This is a genomic window from Kitasatospora putterlickiae (assembly GCF_039527695.1).
Taxonomy (GTDB): Bacteria; Actinomycetota; Actinomycetes; order Streptomycetales; family Streptomycetaceae; genus Kitasatospora; species Kitasatospora putterlickiae.
This window is the reverse complement of the sequence record NZ_BAAAKJ010000002.1, coordinates 44,694-64,556: the sequence shown is the minus strand read 5'-3', so window position 1 is coordinate 64,556 and position 19,863 is coordinate 44,694. Positions and strand designations below refer to the sequence as shown.

The 19,863-nt window shown below is 72.8% G+C and carries 14 protein-coding genes; 6 read left to right on the top strand and 8 right to left on the bottom strand.

Annotation, left to right across the window (positions count from 1 at the left end):
* Positions 1-94 precede the first annotated feature (94 nt).
* Positions 95-2,968, bottom strand: coding sequence for a DEAD/DEAH box helicase (locus ABD308_RS00370; RefSeq protein WP_344322247.1), 2,874 nt, complete (start codon positions 2,966-2,968; stop codon positions 95-97).
* Between the two features lie 263 nt (positions 2,969-3,231).
* Here ABD308_RS00370 and ABD308_RS00365 point away from each other — a divergent pair, with 263 nt between their 5' ends.
* Both ABD308_RS00365 and ABD308_RS00360 read left to right on the top strand, forming a co-directional pair.
* The gene (locus ABD308_RS00365; protein ID WP_344322143.1) at positions 3,232-3,606 is read left to right on the top strand and encodes a hypothetical protein; all 375 of its coding nucleotides are present in this window, start codon (positions 3,232-3,234) and stop codon (positions 3,604-3,606) included.
* 115 nt (positions 3,607-3,721) lie between these two features.
* Complete coding sequence (locus tag ABD308_RS00360) at positions 3,722-4,054, top strand: ArsR/SmtB family transcription factor (protein WP_344322135.1); 333 nt, start codon at positions 3,722-3,724, stop codon at positions 4,052-4,054.
* Between the two features lie 19 nt (positions 4,055-4,073).
* Here ABD308_RS00360 and ABD308_RS00355 read toward each other — a convergent pair whose 3' ends face one another.
* On the bottom strand, positions 4,074-5,243 hold the full coding sequence (locus ABD308_RS00355; RefSeq protein ID WP_344322116.1) for an aminotransferase class V-fold PLP-dependent enzyme: 1,170 nt from the start codon (positions 5,241-5,243) through the stop codon (positions 4,074-4,076).
* Positions 5,244-5,335: 92 nt separating this feature from the next.
* On the opposite strand from ABD308_RS00355, the gene ABD308_RS00350 reads away from it, so the two are divergent.
* Positions 5,336-7,414 carry a S9 family peptidase gene (locus ABD308_RS00350; RefSeq protein WP_344322109.1) on the top strand — a complete coding sequence of 693 codons (2,079 nt, stop codon included), beginning with the start codon at positions 5,336-5,338 and terminating at the stop codon, positions 7,412-7,414.
* Positions 7,415-7,595: 181 nt separating this feature from the next.
* Complete coding sequence (locus ABD308_RS00345) at positions 7,596-9,974, top strand: immune inhibitor A domain-containing protein (RefSeq protein ID WP_344322102.1); 2,379 nt, start codon at positions 7,596-7,598, stop codon at positions 9,972-9,974.
* 126 nt (positions 9,975-10,100) lie between these two features.
* Here the strand turns inward: ABD308_RS00345 and ABD308_RS00340 are convergent, their stop codons facing one another.
* Positions 10,101-11,561, bottom strand: a complete 1,461-nt coding sequence (locus ABD308_RS00340) for an MFS transporter (RefSeq protein WP_344322086.1) — start codon at positions 11,559-11,561, stop codon at positions 10,101-10,103.
* 47 nt (positions 11,562-11,608) lie between these two features.
* Here ABD308_RS00340 and soxR point away from each other — a divergent pair, with 47 nt between their 5' ends.
* Positions 11,609-12,124 (top strand): redox-sensitive transcriptional activator SoxR, encoded by a 516-nt coding sequence (gene soxR / locus ABD308_RS00335; RefSeq protein ID WP_344322080.1) that lies wholly within the window; start codon positions 11,609-11,611, stop codon positions 12,122-12,124.
* Positions 12,125-12,413: 289 nt separating this feature from the next.
* On the opposite strand, the gene ABD308_RS00330 is transcribed toward soxR, so the two are convergent.
* Genes ABD308_RS00330 through ABD308_RS00310 form a run of 5 tightly spaced genes read right to left on the bottom strand, consistent with a single transcriptional unit; the run spans position 12,414 to position 18,121 of the window.
* Positions 12,414-13,409: an ABC transporter ATP-binding protein gene (locus ABD308_RS00330; RefSeq protein WP_344322076.1), complete on the bottom strand. Its 996-nt coding sequence runs from the start codon at positions 13,407-13,409 to the stop codon at positions 12,414-12,416.
* Positions 13,406-14,407, bottom strand: coding sequence for an ABC transporter ATP-binding protein (locus ABD308_RS00325; RefSeq protein WP_344322070.1), 1,002 nt, complete (start codon positions 14,405-14,407; stop codon positions 13,406-13,408). Before ABD308_RS00325 ends, ABD308_RS00330 begins: the two co-directional genes overlap by 4 nt.
* Positions 14,407-15,393 carry an ABC transporter permease gene (locus ABD308_RS00320; protein WP_344322050.1) on the bottom strand — a complete coding sequence of 329 codons (987 nt, stop codon included), beginning with the start codon at positions 15,391-15,393 and terminating at the stop codon, positions 14,407-14,409. The genes ABD308_RS00325 and ABD308_RS00320 overlap by 1 nt, the downstream gene beginning before the upstream one ends.
* On the bottom strand, positions 15,390-16,352 hold the full coding sequence (locus ABD308_RS00315; protein WP_344322028.1) for an ABC transporter permease: 963 nt from the start codon (positions 16,350-16,352) through the stop codon (positions 15,390-15,392). Before ABD308_RS00315 ends, ABD308_RS00320 begins: the two co-directional genes overlap by 4 nt.
* Before the next feature lie 14 nt (positions 16,353-16,366).
* A complete protein-coding gene (locus ABD308_RS00310) occupies positions 16,367-18,121 on the bottom strand; it encodes an ABC transporter substrate-binding protein (protein WP_344322007.1) in 1,755 nt (584 codons plus the stop codon).
* Between the two features lie 302 nt (positions 18,122-18,423).
* Between ABD308_RS00310 and ABD308_RS00305 the strand changes: the two genes are divergently transcribed.
* Complete coding sequence (locus tag ABD308_RS00305; protein WP_425554658.1) at positions 18,424-19,827, top strand: aminopeptidase P family protein; 1,404 nt, start codon at positions 18,424-18,426, stop codon at positions 19,825-19,827.
* Positions 19,828-19,863: the final 36 nt, after the last annotated feature.

Here is a 19,863-nt window from a genome sequence, read left to right as displayed (position 1 = left end):
GCGAGGCGAAGCCGAAGCCGCTGGCGGGGCGGAGGAGGGTGGACAGCGGGATGCCCGGGCTCCGTGGGGTGGGGCCCGGGCATCGGGGGGTGGGTCAGCTGACGGAGGAGTAGGCGATGATGCCTCGGCGGAGGCCGTCGACGGCCTTGCGGGCGGTCTTGCGGAGGTCGGTGTCGTCGCCGGCGGCATCCTGGATCTGGCCGAGGACGTCGATCAGCTGCTTGGTCCAGCGGACGAAGTCGCCGGCCGGCATGTCGGCGTCGCGCAGGACGGAGTCCAGGGAGTGGCCGAGGGCCCAGCGGTAGGCGGCCCAGGCGAAGCCGAGGTCGGGTTCGCGCTGGCCGACGCCCTCGGCGGTGTTGATGCGGTGCTGCTCCTCCAGGGCGTCGAGGTGGCCCCAGATGCGGACCATCTCGCCGAGGGCGGTCTTCGCCGCGCCCTCGGGCACCCGGGGGGCGGTGGCGTCGTCGGACTGGCGGGCCTCGTAGACCAGCGCGGAGGCGCAGGCGGCGAGTTCGGCGGCGGCGAGGTCGCTCCAGACGCCCTCGCGGATGCACTCGGAGGCGAGCAGGTCGAGTTCGCCGTAGAGCCGCCCGAGCCGCTTGCCGTCGTCGGTGACGGTGTCGCCGCTGAGGTAGCCGAGGTCGGTGAGCAGGCCGCAGACCCGGTCGAAGGTGCGGGCGATGGTGTGCGTGCGGGAGCGCATCTTGCGTTCCAGCAGCTCGGTGTCCCGGTGCAGCCGGTGGTAGCGCTCGGACCAGCGGGCGTGGTCCTCGCGCTGGTCGCAGCCGTGGCAGGGGTGCTGGCGCAGGGTGGTGCGCAGCCGGCTGATCTCGGGGTCGTCCGCGGCGGCGGCCCGGCCGCGCCGGAACCGTTCGGGCTCCAGGTGGCCGGCCTTGGTGCGCAGCGCGGAGGCGAGGTCGCGGCGGGACTGCGGGCTGCGCGGGTTGAAGGACTTGGGGATGCGCACCCGTTCGATCGCGGCGACCGGGTGCGGGAAGTCGATCATCGCGAGCCGCTTGACCTGCCGCTCGGCGGTGAGCACCACGGGGCGCGGCCCGTCCTGGTAGTCGGGGTGGCGCGGGCCGCCGCGCGGCGAGCGGTTGACGGGCGGCAGGCCGGGGTCGAGGACGAGGGCGAGGCCGGCGAACTTGCCGGTCGGCACGTGGATGACGTCGCCGGGCTTGAGCTGCTCGATGGACTCGATGGCGGCGGAGCGGCGCTGGCTGCTGCCCTCGCGGGCGAGTTCGTTCTCCCGGTCCTTGAGCTGCCGGCGCAGCGACATGTACTCCTCGAAGTCGCCGAGGTGGCAGGTCATGGACGCGCGGTAACCGTCCAGGCCCTCCTCGTTGCGCTGGACCTGGCGGGCGATGCCGACCACCGAGCGGTCGGCCTGGAACTGCGCGAAGGAGGTCTCCAGCAGTTCCCGCGAGCGGTGCCGGCCGAACTGGGAGACCAGGTTGACGGCCATGTTGTAGGACGGCCGGAACGAGGACTTCAGCGGGTAGGTGCGGGTGCCGGCGAGGCCGGCCAGCGCCTCCGGGTCGAGGCCGCGCTGCCACAGGACGACGGCGTGGCCCTCGATGTCGATGCCGCGCCGGCCGGCCCGGCCGGTGAGCTGGGTGTACTCGCCGGGGGTGATGTCGGCGTGGGTCTCGCCGTTCCACTTGACGAGCTTCTCCATGACGACGGAGCGCGCCGGCATGTTGATGCCGAGGGCCAGGGTCTCGGTCGCGAAGACGGCCTTGACCAGGCCCTTCACGAACAGTTCCTCGACGACCTCCTTGAACCGGGGCAGCATGCCGGCGTGGTGGGCGGCGATGCCGCGCTCCAGCCCGTCGAGCCACTCGAAGTAGCCGAGGACGTGCAGGTCCTCGTCGGGGATGTCGGCGCAGCGCTCCTCGACGATGGTGCGGACCCGGGCGCGGTCGGCGTCCTTGTTGAGCCGCAGGCCGGAGGAGAGGCACTGCTGGACGGCGGCCTCGCAGCCGGCCCGGCTGAAGATGAAGGTGATGGCGGGCAGCAGGCCCTCGGCGTCGAGCCGGTCGATCACGTCGACGCGGCCCGGCGTCCAGACCCGTCCGGGGCGGCCGTTGGGCATGGAGCGGCCCCGGCCGCGGCCGAACCGGTCGCGCGGGTTGCGGTCGAGTTCGCCGCGGGCGAGGCGGACCAGTTCGGGGTTGACGGCCTTGCCGGGGTTGCGCGGGCTGCCCTTGGGCCGGCCGTCGCGGTCGGGGCTGGCGAACAGGTCGTACATCCGGTTGCCGGCCATCACGTGCTGCCAGAGCGGGACGGGCCGGTTCTCGGAGACGATGACCCGGGTGCCGCCGCGGACGGTGTCCAGCCAGTCGCCGAACTCCTCGGCGTTGGAGACGGTCGCGGAGAGCGAGACCAGGGTGACGGACTCGGGGAGGTGGATGATGACCTCCTCCCAGACGGCGCCGCGGAAGCGGTCGGCGAGGTAGTGGACCTCGTCCATGACCACGTAGCCGAGGCCGTCGAGGGTGCTGGAGCCCGCGTAGAGCATGTTGCGGAGCACCTCGGTGGTCATCACCACGACCGGGGCGTCGCCGTTGACGGTGTTGTCGCCGGTGAGCAGGCCGACCTTGGCGGCGCCGTAGCGCTTGACGAGGTCCCCGTACTTCTGGTTCGACAGCGCCTTGATCGGCGTGGTGTAGAAGCACTTGCGCCCGCTCTGGAGGGCGAGGTGGACGGCGAACTCGCCGACGATGGTCTTGCCGGAGCCGGTGGGCGCGGCGACCAGGACGCCCTCGCCGGCCTCCAGGGCGCGGCAGGCCTCCAGCTGGAAGTCGTCCAGCGGGAAGTCGTAGAGCTGCTGGAAGCCGTACAGGGCGGTGGCCTGTTCCTTGGCCCGGAGGCGGGAGGCGGCGAAGGCCTCGGCGGGGCTGAGCTCCCGCTCGTCGAAGGGCGCCCGGCCGTCGGAGGACTCGCGCTCAGGGGTGTTCATCGCCGTCCGGGGGTCGCGGGGGTCGGTGGTGTGATCTCGCATCTCAGCGAGAGGTTACCCGGCGGGACTGACATCGATAGCACCGTTTTTCCCGGGCAAGGGATCGCTTCCCTCTCACATCCATAGTTGCAAATGTCTTCAAGCGGTCACCGGGCGGCCGACTTCGAACGAGTGCGGTCATCCGCGGTGACACGCCGTGCGGCCTGCCTACATTCGGTGCCACATCCCGGTGACACCCACCGGGCCCACGGGAGGAGTGCGCGATGGCGAACCTGGAGACCTCGCTCAAGGAGGCCATGGCGATCGAGGGCGCGATCGGCGTCGCCCTGGTCGACTACGGCAGCGGCATGGCACTCGGCACCCTCGGTGACGGCGGCGAGCTGGACCTCAACGTCGCCGCCGCCGGGAACACCGACGTGGTGCGGGCCAAGATGCGGGCGATGGAGCACCTCAACCTGCTGGACAACGAGATCGAGGACATCCTGGTCAGCCTGACCAGCCAGTACCACCTGCTCCGGCCGCTGACCACGCAGGGCGGCCGCGGCCTGTTCCTCTTCCTCGCGCTCAACCGCGGCCGGGCCAACCTGGCGATGGCCCGCCACCAGCTGAAGCGCATCGAGACGGCGCTGGAGATCTGACGGCCGGGGACGTGCCCGGGGACGTGCCCGGGGAGGCGCCCGGGAACGGGTCCGGAGAGAGGTCCGGAGAAGGGCCCGGGGACGCCCCGGGAAGGCGGACAGGGAGGGAGCGCCCGTGGCGGTCGCGCTGTACCAGGCCAAGGCCGAGTTCTTCCGGATGCTCGGCCACCCCGTCCGGATCCGGGTCCTGGAGCTGCTGCAGGCCGGACCGACGCCGGTGCGCGATCTGCTGGTGGAGCTGGAGGTCGAACCCTCCCGCCTCTCCCAGCAGCTCGCGGTGCTGCGCCGGTCCGGCATCGTCTCCGCCACCCGGGAGGGCGGCACGGTGGTGTACGCGCTGGCCGGCGGGGACGTCGCCGACCTGCTGCGGGCGGCGCGGCGGATCCTCACCGGGGTCCTCGCGGACCAGCACCTGCTGCTCGTGGAACTGCGCGCCGCCGCGGACTGAACGGCGCGGCGGGAACGGGCTACCCGAGCAGCCCGGCCAGCCCGCCCGCCAGCACCTCGTACTCGGGCGCCCGGTTGTACAGCTGCGCGCACACCCGCAGCACCCCGCCGCCGGCCCAGGGCCGCGCCACCGTCCGCACGGCGTGCCGCCGCCACATCTCGGCCATCAGCTCCTGCGCCTGCGGCAGCGTCTCGGCGACGCCGGGCGGCAGCCGCAGCGCGCGCATCGACAGGCCCGCCGAGAACGGCAGCGCGGCCAGCCCGGTGCGCTCGGCGACCAGCGCGGCGCCGTACGCGACGAGCCGCTCGTTGTGCGCGCGCACCACTCCCGGGCCGAACGTCTCCAGCAGGTCGAGGCCCGCCGGGGCGGCCAGGTACGGCGTGTAGTCCAGGGTGCCGCGCCACTCGACGGAGGCCGGGTAGCCCTGGTGGTCCTCCCAGGAGAGGATCAGCGGCCGGATCTTGCCCGCCCACTCCGGGCGCACCACCAGAACGCCGGTGGCGCGCGGGGCGAAGGCCCACTTGTGCAGGTTGCCGAACCAGAAGTCGGCCTCGGCCGGAACCGGCCCGGCCAGCATGCCGGGCTCGTGCGCGGCGTCCACCACGGTGGTCACGCCGCGTCCGCGCAGCTCGCGCAGCAGGTCGGGGGTGGCGACCCGGCGGGCGGTCGGCGAGGTGATGCCGTCCAGGACGGCGAGCACGGTGCGGTCGGTGACCTCGGCCAGCACGGCCTCGCGCACCGCCTCCCCGTCGGGCAGGTCCAGCGGCAGCCGCACGGTGCGCAGCTCGGCGCCGGCGTCCTCGGCGCGCCGCCGCACGGCCTCGTTGACGGTGCCGTAGCCGTGGTCGGTGACCAGGACCCGGTCCCCGGCGGAGAGCGGGACGTTGGCCAGGGTGACGGCGATCGCGTCGGTGACGTTGGGGACCAGGGCGAGCAGTTCCGGTTCGGTGCCGAGGGCGGCGGCGATCCGGGTCCGGGCGGCGGCGACCCGCGCGGGCAGGTCGGCGAAGAAGCCGTCGGGGTCGGCCTCCTGCTCCTCGTGCAGCCGCCGCTGGAGCCGCTGGACGGAGACCGGGACGGCGCCGAAGGAGCCGTGGTTGAGGTGGACCACCGCCGGGTCCAGCGAGAACAGCGTCTCGGTGCCGGCCAGCGGCCGGGGCGGCTCGACGGTCTGCGGGGCCGCGGTCATGAGCTCCTCCTGTTACCTGGATCACGTAATGTGTGACATTTCACATGTCTCACCACTGGTCGGCGAGCCGGTCCCACGGCGACCATCGGGCGGTGACCATCACCGACTCCTACCTCTCCCTCAGCGCCCGGACCGGCCGCTTCAGCTTCGGTGCCCCGCGAGCGGTCTCGCTCAACCAGGACGGTACCCGCCTGCTGCTGCTCCGCTCCAGCGGCCCCGAGGACGCGTTCGACCGCCTCCACCTCCTCGACCTCACCACCGGGGAGGAGCGCGAGGTCGCCGACCCCACCGCGCTCGCCCCCGGCCGCACCGGCGCGGCCGGCGCCCTGCCGACCGTCGAGCGCCGGCTGCGCGAGCGGAGCCGGCTCACCGCGGCCGGCATCGGCACCTACGCCGCCACGCCCGACCTCGCCGTCGCCGTCTTCGCCCTGGACGGCCGCCTCTTCCGCACCGAGACCGCCACCGGCCGCAGCACCGAGATCCCCACCGCCGGCCCGGCCTTCGACCCCCGCCCGAACCCGACCGGCGAACTCATCGCCTACGTCGCCGACGACGCCCTGTACGTCGCCTCCGCCGACGTCCCCGGCCGCCAGCGGCTCAGCCCGGACGACGGCGCCCGCTGGGGCGTCGCCGAGTTCGCCGCCGCCGAGGAGCTGGGCCGCCACCGCGGCCACTGGTGGCGCCCGGACGGCGGCGCCGTGCTCGCCGCCCGGGTCGACGAGTCCACCCTCCCGCCGCGTCACTTCGCCGACCCGGCCCACCCCGAGGAGGCCCCCGAGCGGTTCGCCTACCCGCAGGCCGGCGGTCCCAACGCCGACGTCCGGCTCTGGGTGCTCGGCCTGGACGGCACCCGGGTCGAACTCGACTGGGACACCGTCGCGTTCCCCTACCTGTGCGCCGCCGAGTGGGCCGGCGACGGGGAGGTGCTGCTCACCGTCGCCGACCGCCTGCAGCAGAACGTCCTGCTGCTGAGCGCCGACCCGGCCACCGGCTCCACCACCGAACTCTCCCGCACCACCGACGCGTTCTGGGTCGACGACCTGCCCGGCACCCCCGCCCGGCTGGACGACGGCCGGCGGCTCACCGTGCTCGACACCCCCGAGGCCCGCGGCCTGGCGCTGGACGGCAAGCCGCTGGACACCACCGGCCTGCAGATCCGCCGGGTGGTCGGCCGGCTGCGCGGCAAGCTGCTCTGCGAGACCGGCGAGGGCGACCCGTTCGACCAGCACGTCCACCTCGTCGACCCGGACGGCGGCACCCCGGAGCGGCTCTCCGAGGGCCCCGGCGTGCACAGCGCCCTGGCCGCCGGCGACACCCTGCTGCTCACCTCGGCGGGCCCGGACGGCGTGCGCCGCGAGGTCCTCACCCCGCAGGGCGTCACCACCCTGACGGACCGTTCCGCCACCCTGCCCTTCCGGGTCCGGCCGCAGCTGGCCCGGGTCACCGAGCGCGCCCTGCCGAGCGCCGTGGTCTACCCGCGCGGCCACGTCCCCGGCCGCATGCTGCCGGTGCTGCTCGACGTCTACGGCGGCCCCGGCTACCAGGCGGTGGCCAACGAGCCGCGCCGCTGGCAGCTCAAGCAGTGGTGGGCCGACCAGGGCTTCGCGGTGGTCACCGTCGACAACGGCGGCACCCCGTTCGTCTCCCCCGCCTTCAGCCGGACGATCTTCCGCCGCTTCTCCCAGGTGGCGCTGGACGACCAGGTGGACGCGCTGCTCGCGCTCGGCGCCACCCACCCCGACCTGGACCTCGGCCGGGTCGGCGTGCGCGGCTGGTCCTACGGCGGCTACTTCGCGGCGCTGGCCGTGCTGCGCCGCCCGGACGTCTTCCACGCGGCCTGCGCGGGCGCCCCGCCCACCGACTTCCGGCTCTACGACACCGCGTACACCGAGCGCTACCTCGACCTGCCGCAGCAGAACCCGGGCGGCTACGCGGCCGACTGCCTGGTGGACGACGCGCCCTCGCTCATCCGTCCGCTGATGCTGATCCACGGTCTGGCCGACGACAACGTGCACCCCTCGCACACCCTGCTGCTCTCCCAGGCCCTCACCCGGGCCGGCCGCCCGCACAGCCTGCTCGCCCTGCCGGGGGTCACCCACATGACCCCGGGCGGCGTCAACGAGCAGCTCGCGCAGGCCGAACTCGCCTTCCTGCGGGCCTCCCTGGGCTGACCGACGGGGGCCGGCCGAGACCCCTTCCGCACCCTTCGAGCGCCGCACGGCCCCACCCGGGGCGTGCGGCGCTCGGCGTTCGCGGCGCACGGCCGGCGCCAGAAGTCTTCCGTGTGACCCATGACATGTGAAATATTACCTGCGCTCACCCGACCACCCCCGTCCGGAAAGGACCGGTCAGTTGCGCAGACTGTCCGCGGCGTTCGCGGCCGCGCTCACCACGAGCGCGATAGCGGCCACCCTCCTCGGGTCCACCACCGCCCAGGCCGCCACCCCCACTCCCGCGCCCACCCTCGCCGCCGAGAGCGGCACCGGCGCCGAGGCCGGCGGGCTCGAAGCCCCGCCCGCCCCGCTCGCCCCGCAGGAGCGCGAGCGCCAGTCGCTGCGCACCAAGGCCCTGGAGCAGCTCAACCAGGGCTCCGTGGCGAAGACCACCGACCGCCGGGCGCCCGCCAAGGTGCGGATCGGCAACGACTACGTCCAGCTCGCCCAGCAGCGCAAGGACAAGGTCTTCGTCATCCTCGCCCAGTTCGGCGACCAGGTGGACAACACCACCCTCCACAACGGCCAGCCGCGCTACGGCGGCACCCCCGGTCCGGTGCACAACAGCATTCCCAAGCCGGACAAGAGCGACAACCACACGCTCTGGAACCAGGACTTCAGCCGGCAGTACTACCAGAAGATGTTCTTCGACGACGCGCCCGGCGCCGTCTCGATGCGCAACTACTACCGCACCCAGTCCTCGGGCCGCTACGACATCGAGGGCACCGTCAGCGACTGGGTCACCCTGCCCTGGAACGAGGCCCGCTACGGCTCCAACAAGGGCCCGCAGGGCTCCGGCGCCTGGACCCAGGGCCAGGAGTTCATCCGGGACGCCGTCAAGGCCTGGTACGACGGCGAGCTCGCCAAGGGCCGCACGGCCGCCGACGTCAAGGCCGAACTGGCCCAGTACGACGTCTACGACCGCTACGACCACGACAAGGACGGCGAGTTCACCCAGCCCGACGGCTACCTCGACAACGTCGTCGTGGTGCACGCGGGCGTCGACGAGACCTGGGGCGGCGGCACGCAGGGCGCCGACGCGCTGTGGGCCCACCGCAGCTGGACCTTCCCGGACCCGACCGGACAGGTCGGCCCGGAGGGCAACCGGATCGGCGGCGCGCCCGTCGGCGACAGCGGCCTGTACGTCTACGACTACGTCCAGGCGGGCGAGAACAGCGGCGTCGGCCTGTTCTCCCACGAGTTCGGCCACAACCTCGGCCTGCCCGACCTCTACAGCACCAACGGCGGCGACAACAGCGTCAACTTCTGGTCGCTGATGTCCTCCGGCTCCTACCTGGGCAAGGGCAGGAACACCACCGGCGGCTACCCCGGCGACCTCGACGCCTGGAGCAAGTTGCAGTTCGGCTGGCTCAACTACGACGAGGCCCAGGCCGCCACCCGCTCCAGCCACGCCCTCGGCGTCAGCGGCTACAACACCGACCAGGCGCAGGCCGTCCTGGTCCACCTGCCGGAGAGCACCACCAGCACCGACCTCGCCGACCCGCGCGAGGGCGCCAAGCAGTGGTGGAGCCAGACCGGCGACGACCTGGACAACGCGCTCGCCCGTGACGTCGACCTGACCGCGGTCACCGGCCCGGCCGCCCTCGACGCGGCGGTCTGGTACGACATCGAGCAGGACTACGACTTCCTCACCGTCGAGGCCTCCACCGACGGCGGCAAGCGCTGGACCGCCCTGCCCGGCACCGTGGACGGCGCGCCGATCGGCAACACCAGCGCCAACGTCCCCGGCCTGAGCGGCACTTCGGGCGCCTACCGGCAGCTGAACATCCCGCTGGACGGCTACGCGGGCCAGCGCGTCAAGCTCCGCTTCCACGTCACCTCGGACAACAACACCCACGGCAAGGGTGTCCTGGTCGACGCGGTGCGGATCACCGCCGGCGGCACCGAACTGTTCGCCGACGGCGCCGAGAACGGCACGGCCGACTGGGCCGCCACCGGCTTCACCGTCGTCACCGGCCGCACCTTCGTCAAGCAGCACCCGCGCGCCTACCTGGTGGAGAACCGCCGCTACACCGGCTACGGCGCGTTCCTGAAGACCGGGCCGTACAGCTTCGGCTACACCGGCGTCGACGGCAAGAAGGACATCGTCGACAACTACCCGTACCAGGAGGGCGTGCTCGTCTGGCTCTGGGACACCGCCTACGGCGACAACAACACCAAGGACCACCCGGGCGGCGGCCTGATCCTGCCGATCGACGCCCACCCGACGCCGATCCGGTTCGCCGACGGCACCCTGGTCAACGGCCGGGCGCAGACCTACGACGCGACCTTCTCGCTCAAGCCGACCACCGCGTTCACCCTGCACAAGGCGGGCGTCCCGGTGCGGATCGGCTCCAAGCCGGCCGTCCCCGCCTTCAACGACCACAGCGGCGTCTACAGCGACCCGGCGACCCCGCTGCTCGGCGTCAAGGTCCCGGACACCAACACCAGGATCGAGGTCGTCCGCGAGTCCCAGGGCGGGCGGATCACCACCGTCCGGGTGGGCCCCGCCTCCTGATCCCGGCATCCCAGCCCCCGGCGTCCTGAGCGCCGGGTCTCCAGTGGAAGACAGGTACCACGGAGAAACAGGCCGTCCCGGCCCTCCCCCACGGGGGGCCGGGGCGGCCTCGTCCGTTCCCCCGGCTCAGCGCCGGTCCGGGCGGCGCAGGCTCATCGCCGCCGTGACGGTGCCGAACACGGTCAGCGCGCCGAGCCCGAAGACCAGGTACCGGGCCCCGTCCAGCGTCGACTCCCCGCCCATGCTCACCAGCGTCCCGGCCAGCGCCGAGCTCACCGAGAAGGCGATCAGCTGGGTGGTGTTGAGCCCGGCCGCCGCCTTGGCGCCCTCCGCCTCGTCGTCCGTGCTGCGCATCGCCGTGACGCTCAGGTGCGGGAAGGCGACGCCGATGCCGGCGCCACCCGCGACCAGCACCACCGCCCACAGCAGCACCCGGACACCGGACGCCGAGCCGGTCTGCAGCAGGCCGTACGCCAGCAGGCCCGCCGTGAGCACCGCCGGACCCAGCCGGATCGCCAGCTCACGGGCCCGCTCCGAGCCCATGGTGACGCTGAACAGCTGCGCGGACGTCCAGCCCGCCGACACCGTCGCGCCCAGGAACCCGGCCGCGAGCGGGCTCAGCCCGCCCAGCTCCTGGCCGAACAGCGGGATGAAGGTCTCGGTCATCACGCCGGTGCAGTACACCGCGACCGTCAGGTAGATCCACTTCAGGTGGTTGCCGCGCCGGTAGGTGAGCTTCGGCAGGACGGTCGCCGCGCCGCGGCGCTCCGCCCGCACGAAACCGGCCAGCAGCGCCAGGCCCAGCACGATGCACAGCGCCGTCGCCCAGCCGCGCGGCACCGCCGAACTGATGCTGAAGACGGCCGCCGCCAGGGTCAGCAGCAGGAGCGAGGCCAGCGGCAACGGCTCGCCCGACCGCCCCTGCCCCGGGGGCCCGGGCAGTGAGCGCCGGGCCAGCTCCGCCGGCACCACGGCCGCCGCCAGCAGCAGCACGTACGCCCCGCGCCAGAGGCCCAGCTCGGCGAAGAGCCCGCCCAGCGAGGGCCCGACCAGGGTGCCCACGCCCCACATCGCCGACACCAGCCCGGCCGCCCTGGTCCACAGCCGTTCCGGGAACGCGGTGCGGATCACCGCGTAGCCGAGGCCCGCCATCAGCCCGCCGCCCAGGCCCTGGACGATCCGGCCGGCGATCAGCACCTCCATCGACGGACTGGCTGCGGTCAGCCCGGCGCCGGCGGCGAACACCAGGAACCCGGTCAGATAGGCGCGCGAGGGGCCCAACCGGGCCAGCAGCCGGCTGACCAGCATCGCGGCGATCACCGCGGCGATCAGGAAGCCGGTCGCCACCCACGCGTAGTAGCGGGCGCCGCCGATGTCCTCGACGATGGAGGGCAGCAGGGCGGCGGTGAAGTAGAGGTTCATCGCGTACAGCGCGACGCCGCCCGCGAGGATCGAGGCCTGGGCGGCGAACTGCCGGGAGAACAGTTCGCCCCAGCCGCCGGAGGACGCCGCCGGCCCCGCATCCGGAGCGTGACGTCCCTGGCCGGAGGGGGTGGAGACGGTCTCGGCGGGCGAGGAGTCGGTCACGCTTCGGTACGCTAGTAGTTCAAGAGAACTTGAAGTCAAGGACGCCCATGGACAGCGCCACCGACGCCACGGACCCCGCGGCCGGCGCGGACGCCGGGCCCCGCCCGGTCGATCTGCTGACCGTCGGCGAGGTCGCCCGGAGGGCGGGGGTGGCCGCCTCGGCGGTGCGCTTCTACGAGGACCAGGGGCTGATCGCCTCCGAGCGGACCGCCGGCAACCAGCGCCGCTACCACCGGCACGTGCTGCGCCGGCTCTCGCTGATCCTGGTCGCCAAACGGCTCGGAATCCCGCTGGCCGAGGTGGCCGAGGTGTTCACCGGCCTGCCCGCCGACCGGATGCCGGACAAGCGCGACTGGGAGCGGATCTCGCGCCGCTGGGCGGCGCTGCTCGCGGCCCGGCGCCGGGAGATCGAGCGGCTGGAGAGCGAACTGACCGGCTGCATCGGCTGCGGCTGCCTCTCGCTGCGCCGCTGCCGGGTGCTCAACCCGGGCGACGCGCTCGGCGCCGACGGCCCCGGCCCGCGCCGGCTGCCGTCCGAGGAGCCCGGCCCGGACCCGGGCTGAGAGCGCGGGAACGCCGAACGGGCCCGCCGGAGCCGACGACCCAGGTCGGCCCGGCGAGCCCGCCGCACCCGGCCGCGGGATGCGGTCGGGCGAACCCGGTCGGACGCGGCCCTCATCAAGGCTCCCCGCCGCGCCGACCGGGCGTTCGGTGCACGAGCAGGTGTCCTGCTCGTGCGGTGTGGTGCCGTACCGTCCGCGTGGGGGTGGTTCGGACGGTACGGCGGTCGGAACGCGACCGGGGGCGCGCCCTCTGGCAGGCGCCCTCGGTCGCGGGACCGTGGGTCCCGGGTCAGTTCTCCGGGAAGTGGCAGGCCGCCTCGCGACCGCCGGTTCCGGCGATCTGCAGCAACGGCCGCTCGGTGCGGCAGATGTCCTGCGCCTTCGGGCAGCGCGGGTGGAAGCTGCACCCGGACGGCGGGTCGGCCGGGCTCGGCGGGTCGCCGAGCAGCACGATCCGCTCGCGCGCCCGCTCGGCGGCCGGGTCCGGCAGCGGCACCGCGGAGAGCAGCGCCTTGGTGTACGGGTGCGCGGGGTTGCCGTACACCTGGTGCTTGTCGCCGATCTCGACGATCCGCCCGAGGTACATCACCGCGACCCGGTCGCAGACCCGCTTGACCACTGAGAGGTCGTGCGCGATGAAGATGTACGCCAGTCCCAGCTCGTCCTGCAGCCGCTCCATCAGGTTGACCACCTGGGCCTGGATGGAGACGTCCAGCGCGGAGACCGGCTCGTCGGCGACCACCAGCCGGGGCGAGGTGGCCAGCGAGCGGGCGATGCCGATGCGCTGGGCCTGGCCGCCGGAGAACTCGTGCGGGTAGCGGTCCAGGTGCTCGGGGATCAGGCCGACCAGTTCCATCAGCTCGGCGGCCCGCTTGCGCGCCTCGGCCGCGCCGGTGCCCTGGACCAGCAGCGGCTCGGAGATGATCCGGGCCACCGTCTGGCGGGGGTTCAGCGAGGAGTACGGGTCCTGGAAGACCATCTGCAGGTGCCTGCGGTGCGGGCGCAGCTGCGCCTGGCTGAGGCCGCCGATCTCGGCGCCGTCGAAGGTGACGGTACCCGAGGTCGGGTCCATCAACCGGACGATCATACGCCCGGTGGTGGACTTGCCGCAGCCGGACTCGCCGACCAGGCCGAGGGTCTCGCCGGCGCCGACGTCGAAGCTCACCCCGTCCACGGCGCGGATCGGGGCGCCGGCCTTGCCGGTGCGCGAGCGGCGGCCCGGGAAGGTCTTCACCAGGTCCCGGACGGACAGCAGGGGTTCGGCCGGCTTGGTCGTGGCGGTCATCCCAGGGCTCCTTCCGGCACCAGCGGCAGGTGACAGGCGGCCTGGTGGCCGGGCGAGAGCGGACCGAACAGCGGGCGCTCGGACAGGCAGCGGGCGTGCTCCTCGGCGGTGGCTGCGGTGGTGCGGGCGCAGCGCGGGGCGAAGGAGCAGCCGGGGGCGGGGGCGATCAGCGACGGCGGGCTGCCGGGGATGGCCCGCAGCGGGGCGTCGTCGGTGTCGTCCAGACGGGGCAGCGAGTCGAGCAGCCCGCGGGTGTACGGGTGCGCGGGGGCGGCGAACAGCCGGTCCACGGGCGCCTGTTCGGCGGCGCGGCCGCCGTACATGACGAGCACCTCGTGGGCGACCCGGGCGACCACGCCCAGGTCGTGGGTGATCATCACGACACCGAGGCCGCGCTCCTGCTGGATCCGGGCGATCAGATCGAGGATCTGGGCCTGGACGGTGACGTCGAGCGCGGTGGTCGGCTCGTCGGCGATCAGCAGTTCGGGTTCGCAGGCGAGCCCCATCGCGATCATGACGCGCTGGCGCATGCCGCCGGAGAACTGGTGCGGGTACTCGTCGACCCGGCGCGCGGGTTCGGGGATGCCCACCTCGGCGAGCATCTCGATGGCGCGCTGGCGGCCCGCCTTGCGGGAGGCCTTGAAGTGCACCCGGTAGTGCTCGGCGATCTGCTCCCCGACGGTGTAGAAGGGGTGCAGGCTGGAGAGCGGGTCCTGGAAGATCATGGCGATCCGCCGGCCCCGGACGGTGCCGAGCTCCCGCTCCCCCAGGCCGTTGAGCTCCTGGCCGTGCAGCCGGATCGAGCCGGTGACGGTGGCGCCGCGGTGCAGGCCCATGACGGCGAGCGAGGTGACGGACTTGCCGCTGCCGGACTCGCCGACCAGGCCGAGGGTCTTCCCGGCCTCGACGGTGAAGTTGATGCCGTCGACGGCCCGGACGACGCCGCGCGGGGTGTTGAAGGAGACCTTGAGGTCTTCGACCTGCAGAAGGGCGGTCATCAGTACCTCACTCTCGGGTCGACGAATGCGTAGAGCACGTCGACCAGCAGGTTCGCGACCACGATGAAGAAGGCCGCGAGCAGGGTGACGCCGAGGATGACGGGCTGGTCGGAGCGGAGCAGCCCGTCGTAGAAGAGGCGTCCGATGCCGGGCAGGCCGAAGATCGACTCGGTGATGACCGCGCCGGCCAGCAGGCCGCCGAGGTCCATGCCGAAGATGGTGAGGATCGGCGTCATCCCGGAGCGCAGACCGTGCTTGACGGTCACCGTGCGGGACGGCAGGCCCTTGGCGCGGGCGGTGCGGATGTACGGCTCCGCCATCGCCTCGATCATCGAGTTGCGGCTCTGTCTGGCGTACTGGGCCGCGTACAGCAGGGCCAGCGCGATCCAGGGCAGCAGCAGGTTGGAGCCCCACTCGAAGGGGTTGTCGGTGAACTTGTGGTACGCGGGGTAGGGCAGCAGGCCGGCGCTGCGGACGATGCCCCAGATCAGCATGATCGAGGTGAAGTAGACCGGCAGCGAGGCGGTGCCGACCGAGAGCACCATGAGGATCTTGTCGGCCGGCCGGCCCTTGCGCAGCGCCGAGGTGACGCCGGCGCCGAGGCCGAGGACCAGCCAGAGCACCGCCGCGCCGATGGCGAGCGAGATGGAGACCGGAAGGCGGTCGACCAGCAGGTCCCAGACCGGCAGCGAGTACTCGTAGGAGTAGCCGAGGCAGGGGAAGCCGCAGTGGGCGGCGGTGGGACCGCTGCCGTAGTCGCGGCCGGCCACGATGCCGGTGAGGTAGGCGGCGAACTGTTCCCAGATCGGCTTGTCCAGGCCCATCGCCGCCTTGACCTCGGCGAGCCGGTCGGGGCTGCAGGTCTTGCCGCAGGCGGCCGCGGCCGGGTCGTTGGGCAGCAGGTAGAAGATGGTGAAGGTGATGGCGCAGATGGCCAGCAGGATGCCGGCCACGCCGATGAGTCGGCGACCGAGGTAGAGGATCACGACCGGCCTCCCCGGGGGTCGAGGATGTCCCGCAGCGCGTCGCCGAGCAGGGTGAAGGCGAGCACGGCGAGGAAGAGGAAGACCGTCGGGATCAGGAAGTAGGTCGGGTCGGTCTCGTAGAAGACGATCGACTCGGCGATCATCTGCCCCCAGGAGGCGGTCGGCGGCCGCACGCCCACGCCGAGGTAGGAGAGCGCGGCCTCGGTGGCGATCATGCCGGGGATCAGCAGGGTGGTGTAGGCGATGATCGGGCCGGAGACGTTCGGCAGGATCTCCCGGGTGAGGATGCGCCAGGAGCGCGCGCCGCCGACCTTGGCGGCCTCGACGTACTCGCGGTGCTTGAGCGAGAGCGTCTGGCCGCGGACCACTCGGGCGATGCCGGGCCAGCCGAACAGGCCGATCACCAGGGTCATCAGCAGGATCCGGTTGACGTCCTTGGCCACCGACATCATCGCGATCATGAAGATCAGCGAGGGGAAGGACATGGTGAGGTCCATCAGCCGGGAGAGCAGGCTGTCGACGCGGCCGCCGAAGTAGCCCGCCGCGATGCCGGCGAGGGTGCCGGCGATCACGACCACGGCGGTGGCGACGAAGGCGATCAGCAGGGAGACCTGGCCGCCGTGCAGGACGCGGGCGAACAGGTCGCGGCCGGTGATCGGCTCGACGCCGAACCAGTGCCGGACGCTGATGCCGCCGAAGTCGCCCTTGGGCGCGCCGCCGAGGTAGGCGTCGATGGAGCGCTTGTCGAACTCCTCGGGGCTCCAGCCGCCGAGCGCGCTCAGCGGCCCGGCCAGCACGGCCAGCAGGAGGAGGAGGACGACCATGATCAGGCCGAACCGGGCCGAACCCTTGGCCCACAGCTGGTCCCAGACCAGCCGCCAGGGCCCGCGCCCGGAGGGCTTCGCGGGGCCCGCCGCCGCGACGGGCGCGGCGGCGGGCTCAGTGGAAGTGGTGCTCATGTGCGGACGGCCCCTCAGCCCTGGCTCTTGGCGGGGTCCTTGAGGCCGATGGCCGCCAGGTCGATCATGCCGGCGTAGCCCGGGGCGCCGAACGCGCCGGCCACGTTGGTGCCGACCAGCAGCGGGCGGCGCTGCCACATCAGCGGGACGGCCGGGGCCTTCTTCAGCAGCTCCTCGTCCAGCTTCTTGTAGGCCTCGTTGGCCTCCTTGACGTCCGTCAGGGCCGCGATGCGGTCCAGCTCGTCCATCGTCGCCTGGTCGCGGAACTGGCTGTAGTTGCCCTGGTTGCCCTTCTCCTTGATGGTGCGGCCGTCGAAGAGGAAGGGCAGGAAGGTCGCGCCGGACGGGTAGTCCGGGCACCAGCCGTCGATGGTCATGTCGGGGGCGTTCTTGGTGTCGCCGATGGTGTCCTGGAACGCCGACGGGTCGACGGTGTTGACGGTGACCTGGACGCCGGCCTTGGCCAGCGACTGCTGGATCGCCTCACCGCGGGTCTTGTTGCCGAGCGAGACGGTGAGCGTGGCCTTGAGGTCGCTCTTGCCCGCCGCCTTCAGCATCTCCTTGGCCTTCTCCTGGTCGCCGGCGGCCGGGATCTTCAGCGGGTCGGAGGTGACGCCGCCGGTCATCGACGGCGGCAGGAAGGTGGTGGCGACGTCGGCCATCGCCGGGCCGCCGAAGGTGGTGACCTGGGCCTCGCGGTCGACCGCCCACATGATCGCCTCGCGGACCTTCGGGTCGTCGAACGGCGCCTTGGCGGTGTTCAGGTAGAGGCTGTCGGTGCAGCCGGTGCGCTCGGCGACCATGCGCGACTTCACGTCCGCCTTGGGCAGCACCTTGGCCACCGACTCGGGGCGCATCCACGGCATCTCGATGGTGCTGGCGTCGGGGCCCTCGCTCGCGATGAGGCGGTCGTCGGCCTGGCCGCCCTTGAGGCCCTGGGTCACCACGATCTTGTCCGGGTAGGCCTTGCGGACGGCGTCCGAGGCCTGGTCCCAGTTGGTGTTGCGGACCAGCACCAGCTGCTTGCCGCGGTCGTAGCTGTCGATCTTGTACGGGCCGGAGGAGAACGGCCGGAGGTCGTACTGGGTGCCCTTCTCCTGGGCCTGCGGCACCGGCGCGAAGGTCGGCAGGGTCGCGGTGTAGGAGAACTCGGCGACCGGGCGCTTGAGGTGGAAGACGATGGTCTTGTCGTCCGGCGTCTCGATGCTCGGCAGGTGCTCGCCGTTCAGCGGGCCCTTGTACTTCTCGCCGCCCTCCAGGTACTGGATCGCGTAGTCGGGGCCGCCGGTGAGGTCCGGAGCGAACGAGCGCTCGACGTTGTACTTGATGTCGGCCGACTTGATCGGCGTGCCGTCCTCGTACTTCAGGCCGTCCTTCAGGGTGAAGGTCCAGGTCTTCCCGCCGTCGGAGGGGCGGCCCACGTCGGTGGCGAGGTCCGGGACGATCTCGTTGCCGGACGCACCGGGCTCGGACTTGAAGGTGACCAGGGTGCGGTAGATCAGCCGGGTGCCGAAGTCCATGTTCGGCAGGTTCCAGTTGCGGGCCGGGTCGAGGTGGGCGAAGTCCTGGTTGGTCAGCACGGTGAGCGTGCCGCCCTTGACCGGCGAGCCGCCCACGATGCTGCCGCTCTCGGCGCCCGGCCCCTTGGTGGAGGCCGCGGTGTTCTCACCGGAGGTGTCGTCGCCCTTGTCCTTGGCACAGGCCCCGAGCCCGAGGGTGAGTGCCGCAGCGATGGTCGCCGCCAGGGCGGTCTGAGTACGCCTGTTCATATCTGACTCCGCAGTGGGGGGCCGCCGTGAAGGCCCGTCGTCCGCCCCGGGGGTGGATCCGGGACCTGCCTTGGAGGGCGACCTCAGGGGGTCTAGCCGCTCCGCGGTGTGACCCGTAACATAGTAATGTGAAATTGCACTGCACAAGAGGTGACGCCGCCCGTTACCGAGCTGTGTCCGTGCAGGCCCCCATTTCCCCGAATCCGCACCACCCGCTTAGGAGTCAACCGGTGACCCTCCGCCAGACCGGCCTCAACACCGGAAGCCACGACCTCCCCGTCTCCGCCGCCCTCAACGCCTTCATGGGCACCTCCTGGGCACCCACCCCGCTCCCGACCGACGACCGCGTCCCCGGCTACGCCGTGACCCCCGGCCGCCGCAGCCGGCTCTCCGCCGCCTTCCCCGGCGAGCGCCTGATCGTCCCGGCCGGCACCCTCAAGGTCCGCAGCAACGACTGCGACTACCGCTTCCGCCCGCACAGCGCCTACGCCTGGCTCACCGGCCTCACCGGCGAGGACCAGGTCGGCCACGTCCTCGTCCTGGAGCCGACCGGCCCCGACGGCCACGAGCCCGTGCTCTACCTGCGCCCCCGCTCCCCGCGCGGCGGCGACCCGGTGCGCGGCGCCGAGTTCTTCCGCGACCGCCGCTACGGCGAGTTCTGGGTCGGCCGCCGCCCCGACCTCGACGAGGCCGCCCGGCTCACCGGCGTGCGCGTCGTCCACCTCGACGAGCTGGAGAAGCTGTTCACCGGCTCGCAGCCCGCCACCCGCGTCCTCACCGGCGTCGACCCCGCGCTGGACGCCGCCGCCGGCCGCCCCGGCGCCGCCGAGCTCACCCAGAACGACGGCCTGTTCGCCGCCGTGCTGTCCGAGCTGCGACTGGTCAAGGACGCCTGGGAGGTCGAGCAGCTCCAGCTCTCCGTCGACCACACCGTGCTCGGCTTCGAGGACGTCGTGCGCGCCCTGCCGACCGCGCTGCGCCACCACCGCGGCGAGCGCTGGATCGAGGGCGTGTTCAACCTGCGCGCCCGCGCCGAGGGCAACGGCACCGGCTACGAGACCATCGCCGCCTCCGGCGCCCACGCCTGCGTGCTGCACTGGATCCGCAACGACGGCGCCCTCGACCCCAACGCGCTGCTGCTGTTCGACGCCGGCGTGGAGACCGACACCCTCTACACCGCCGACATCACCCGCACCCTGCCGCTCGGCGGCACCTTCACCCCCGTCCAGCGACAGGCCTACGAGCTCGTCCTCGCCGCCCAGCAGGCCGGCATCGACGCGCTGCGCCCCGGCGCCCGCTTCCGCGACTTCCACGCCGCGGCCGCCCGGGTCATCGCCGAGGGCCTCGCCGACTGGGGCGTGCTGCCGGTCAGCGCCGAGGAGGCGCTCGCCGACGACAGCGGCGTCTTCCGCCGCTACACCCTCTGCGGCACCGGCCACATGCTCGGCCTGGACGTCCACGACTGCGCCAAGGCCCGCGCCGAGACGTACCTGGACGGCGTGCTGGAGGAGGGCCACGTACTCACCGTCGAGCCCGGCCTCTACCTCCAGCCCGACGACGAGACGCTGCCCGCCGAACTGCGCGGCCTCGGCATCCGGATCGAGGACGACCTCGTCATCACCGCCGACGGCGCGCGCCTGATGTCCGGCGCGCTGCCCCGCACGGTGCCGGCCATCGAGGCCTGGATGGCCGAACTGCTCGGCTGATCCCCCGCGACCCCGTGGCCGCCGGGCTTCACAGCC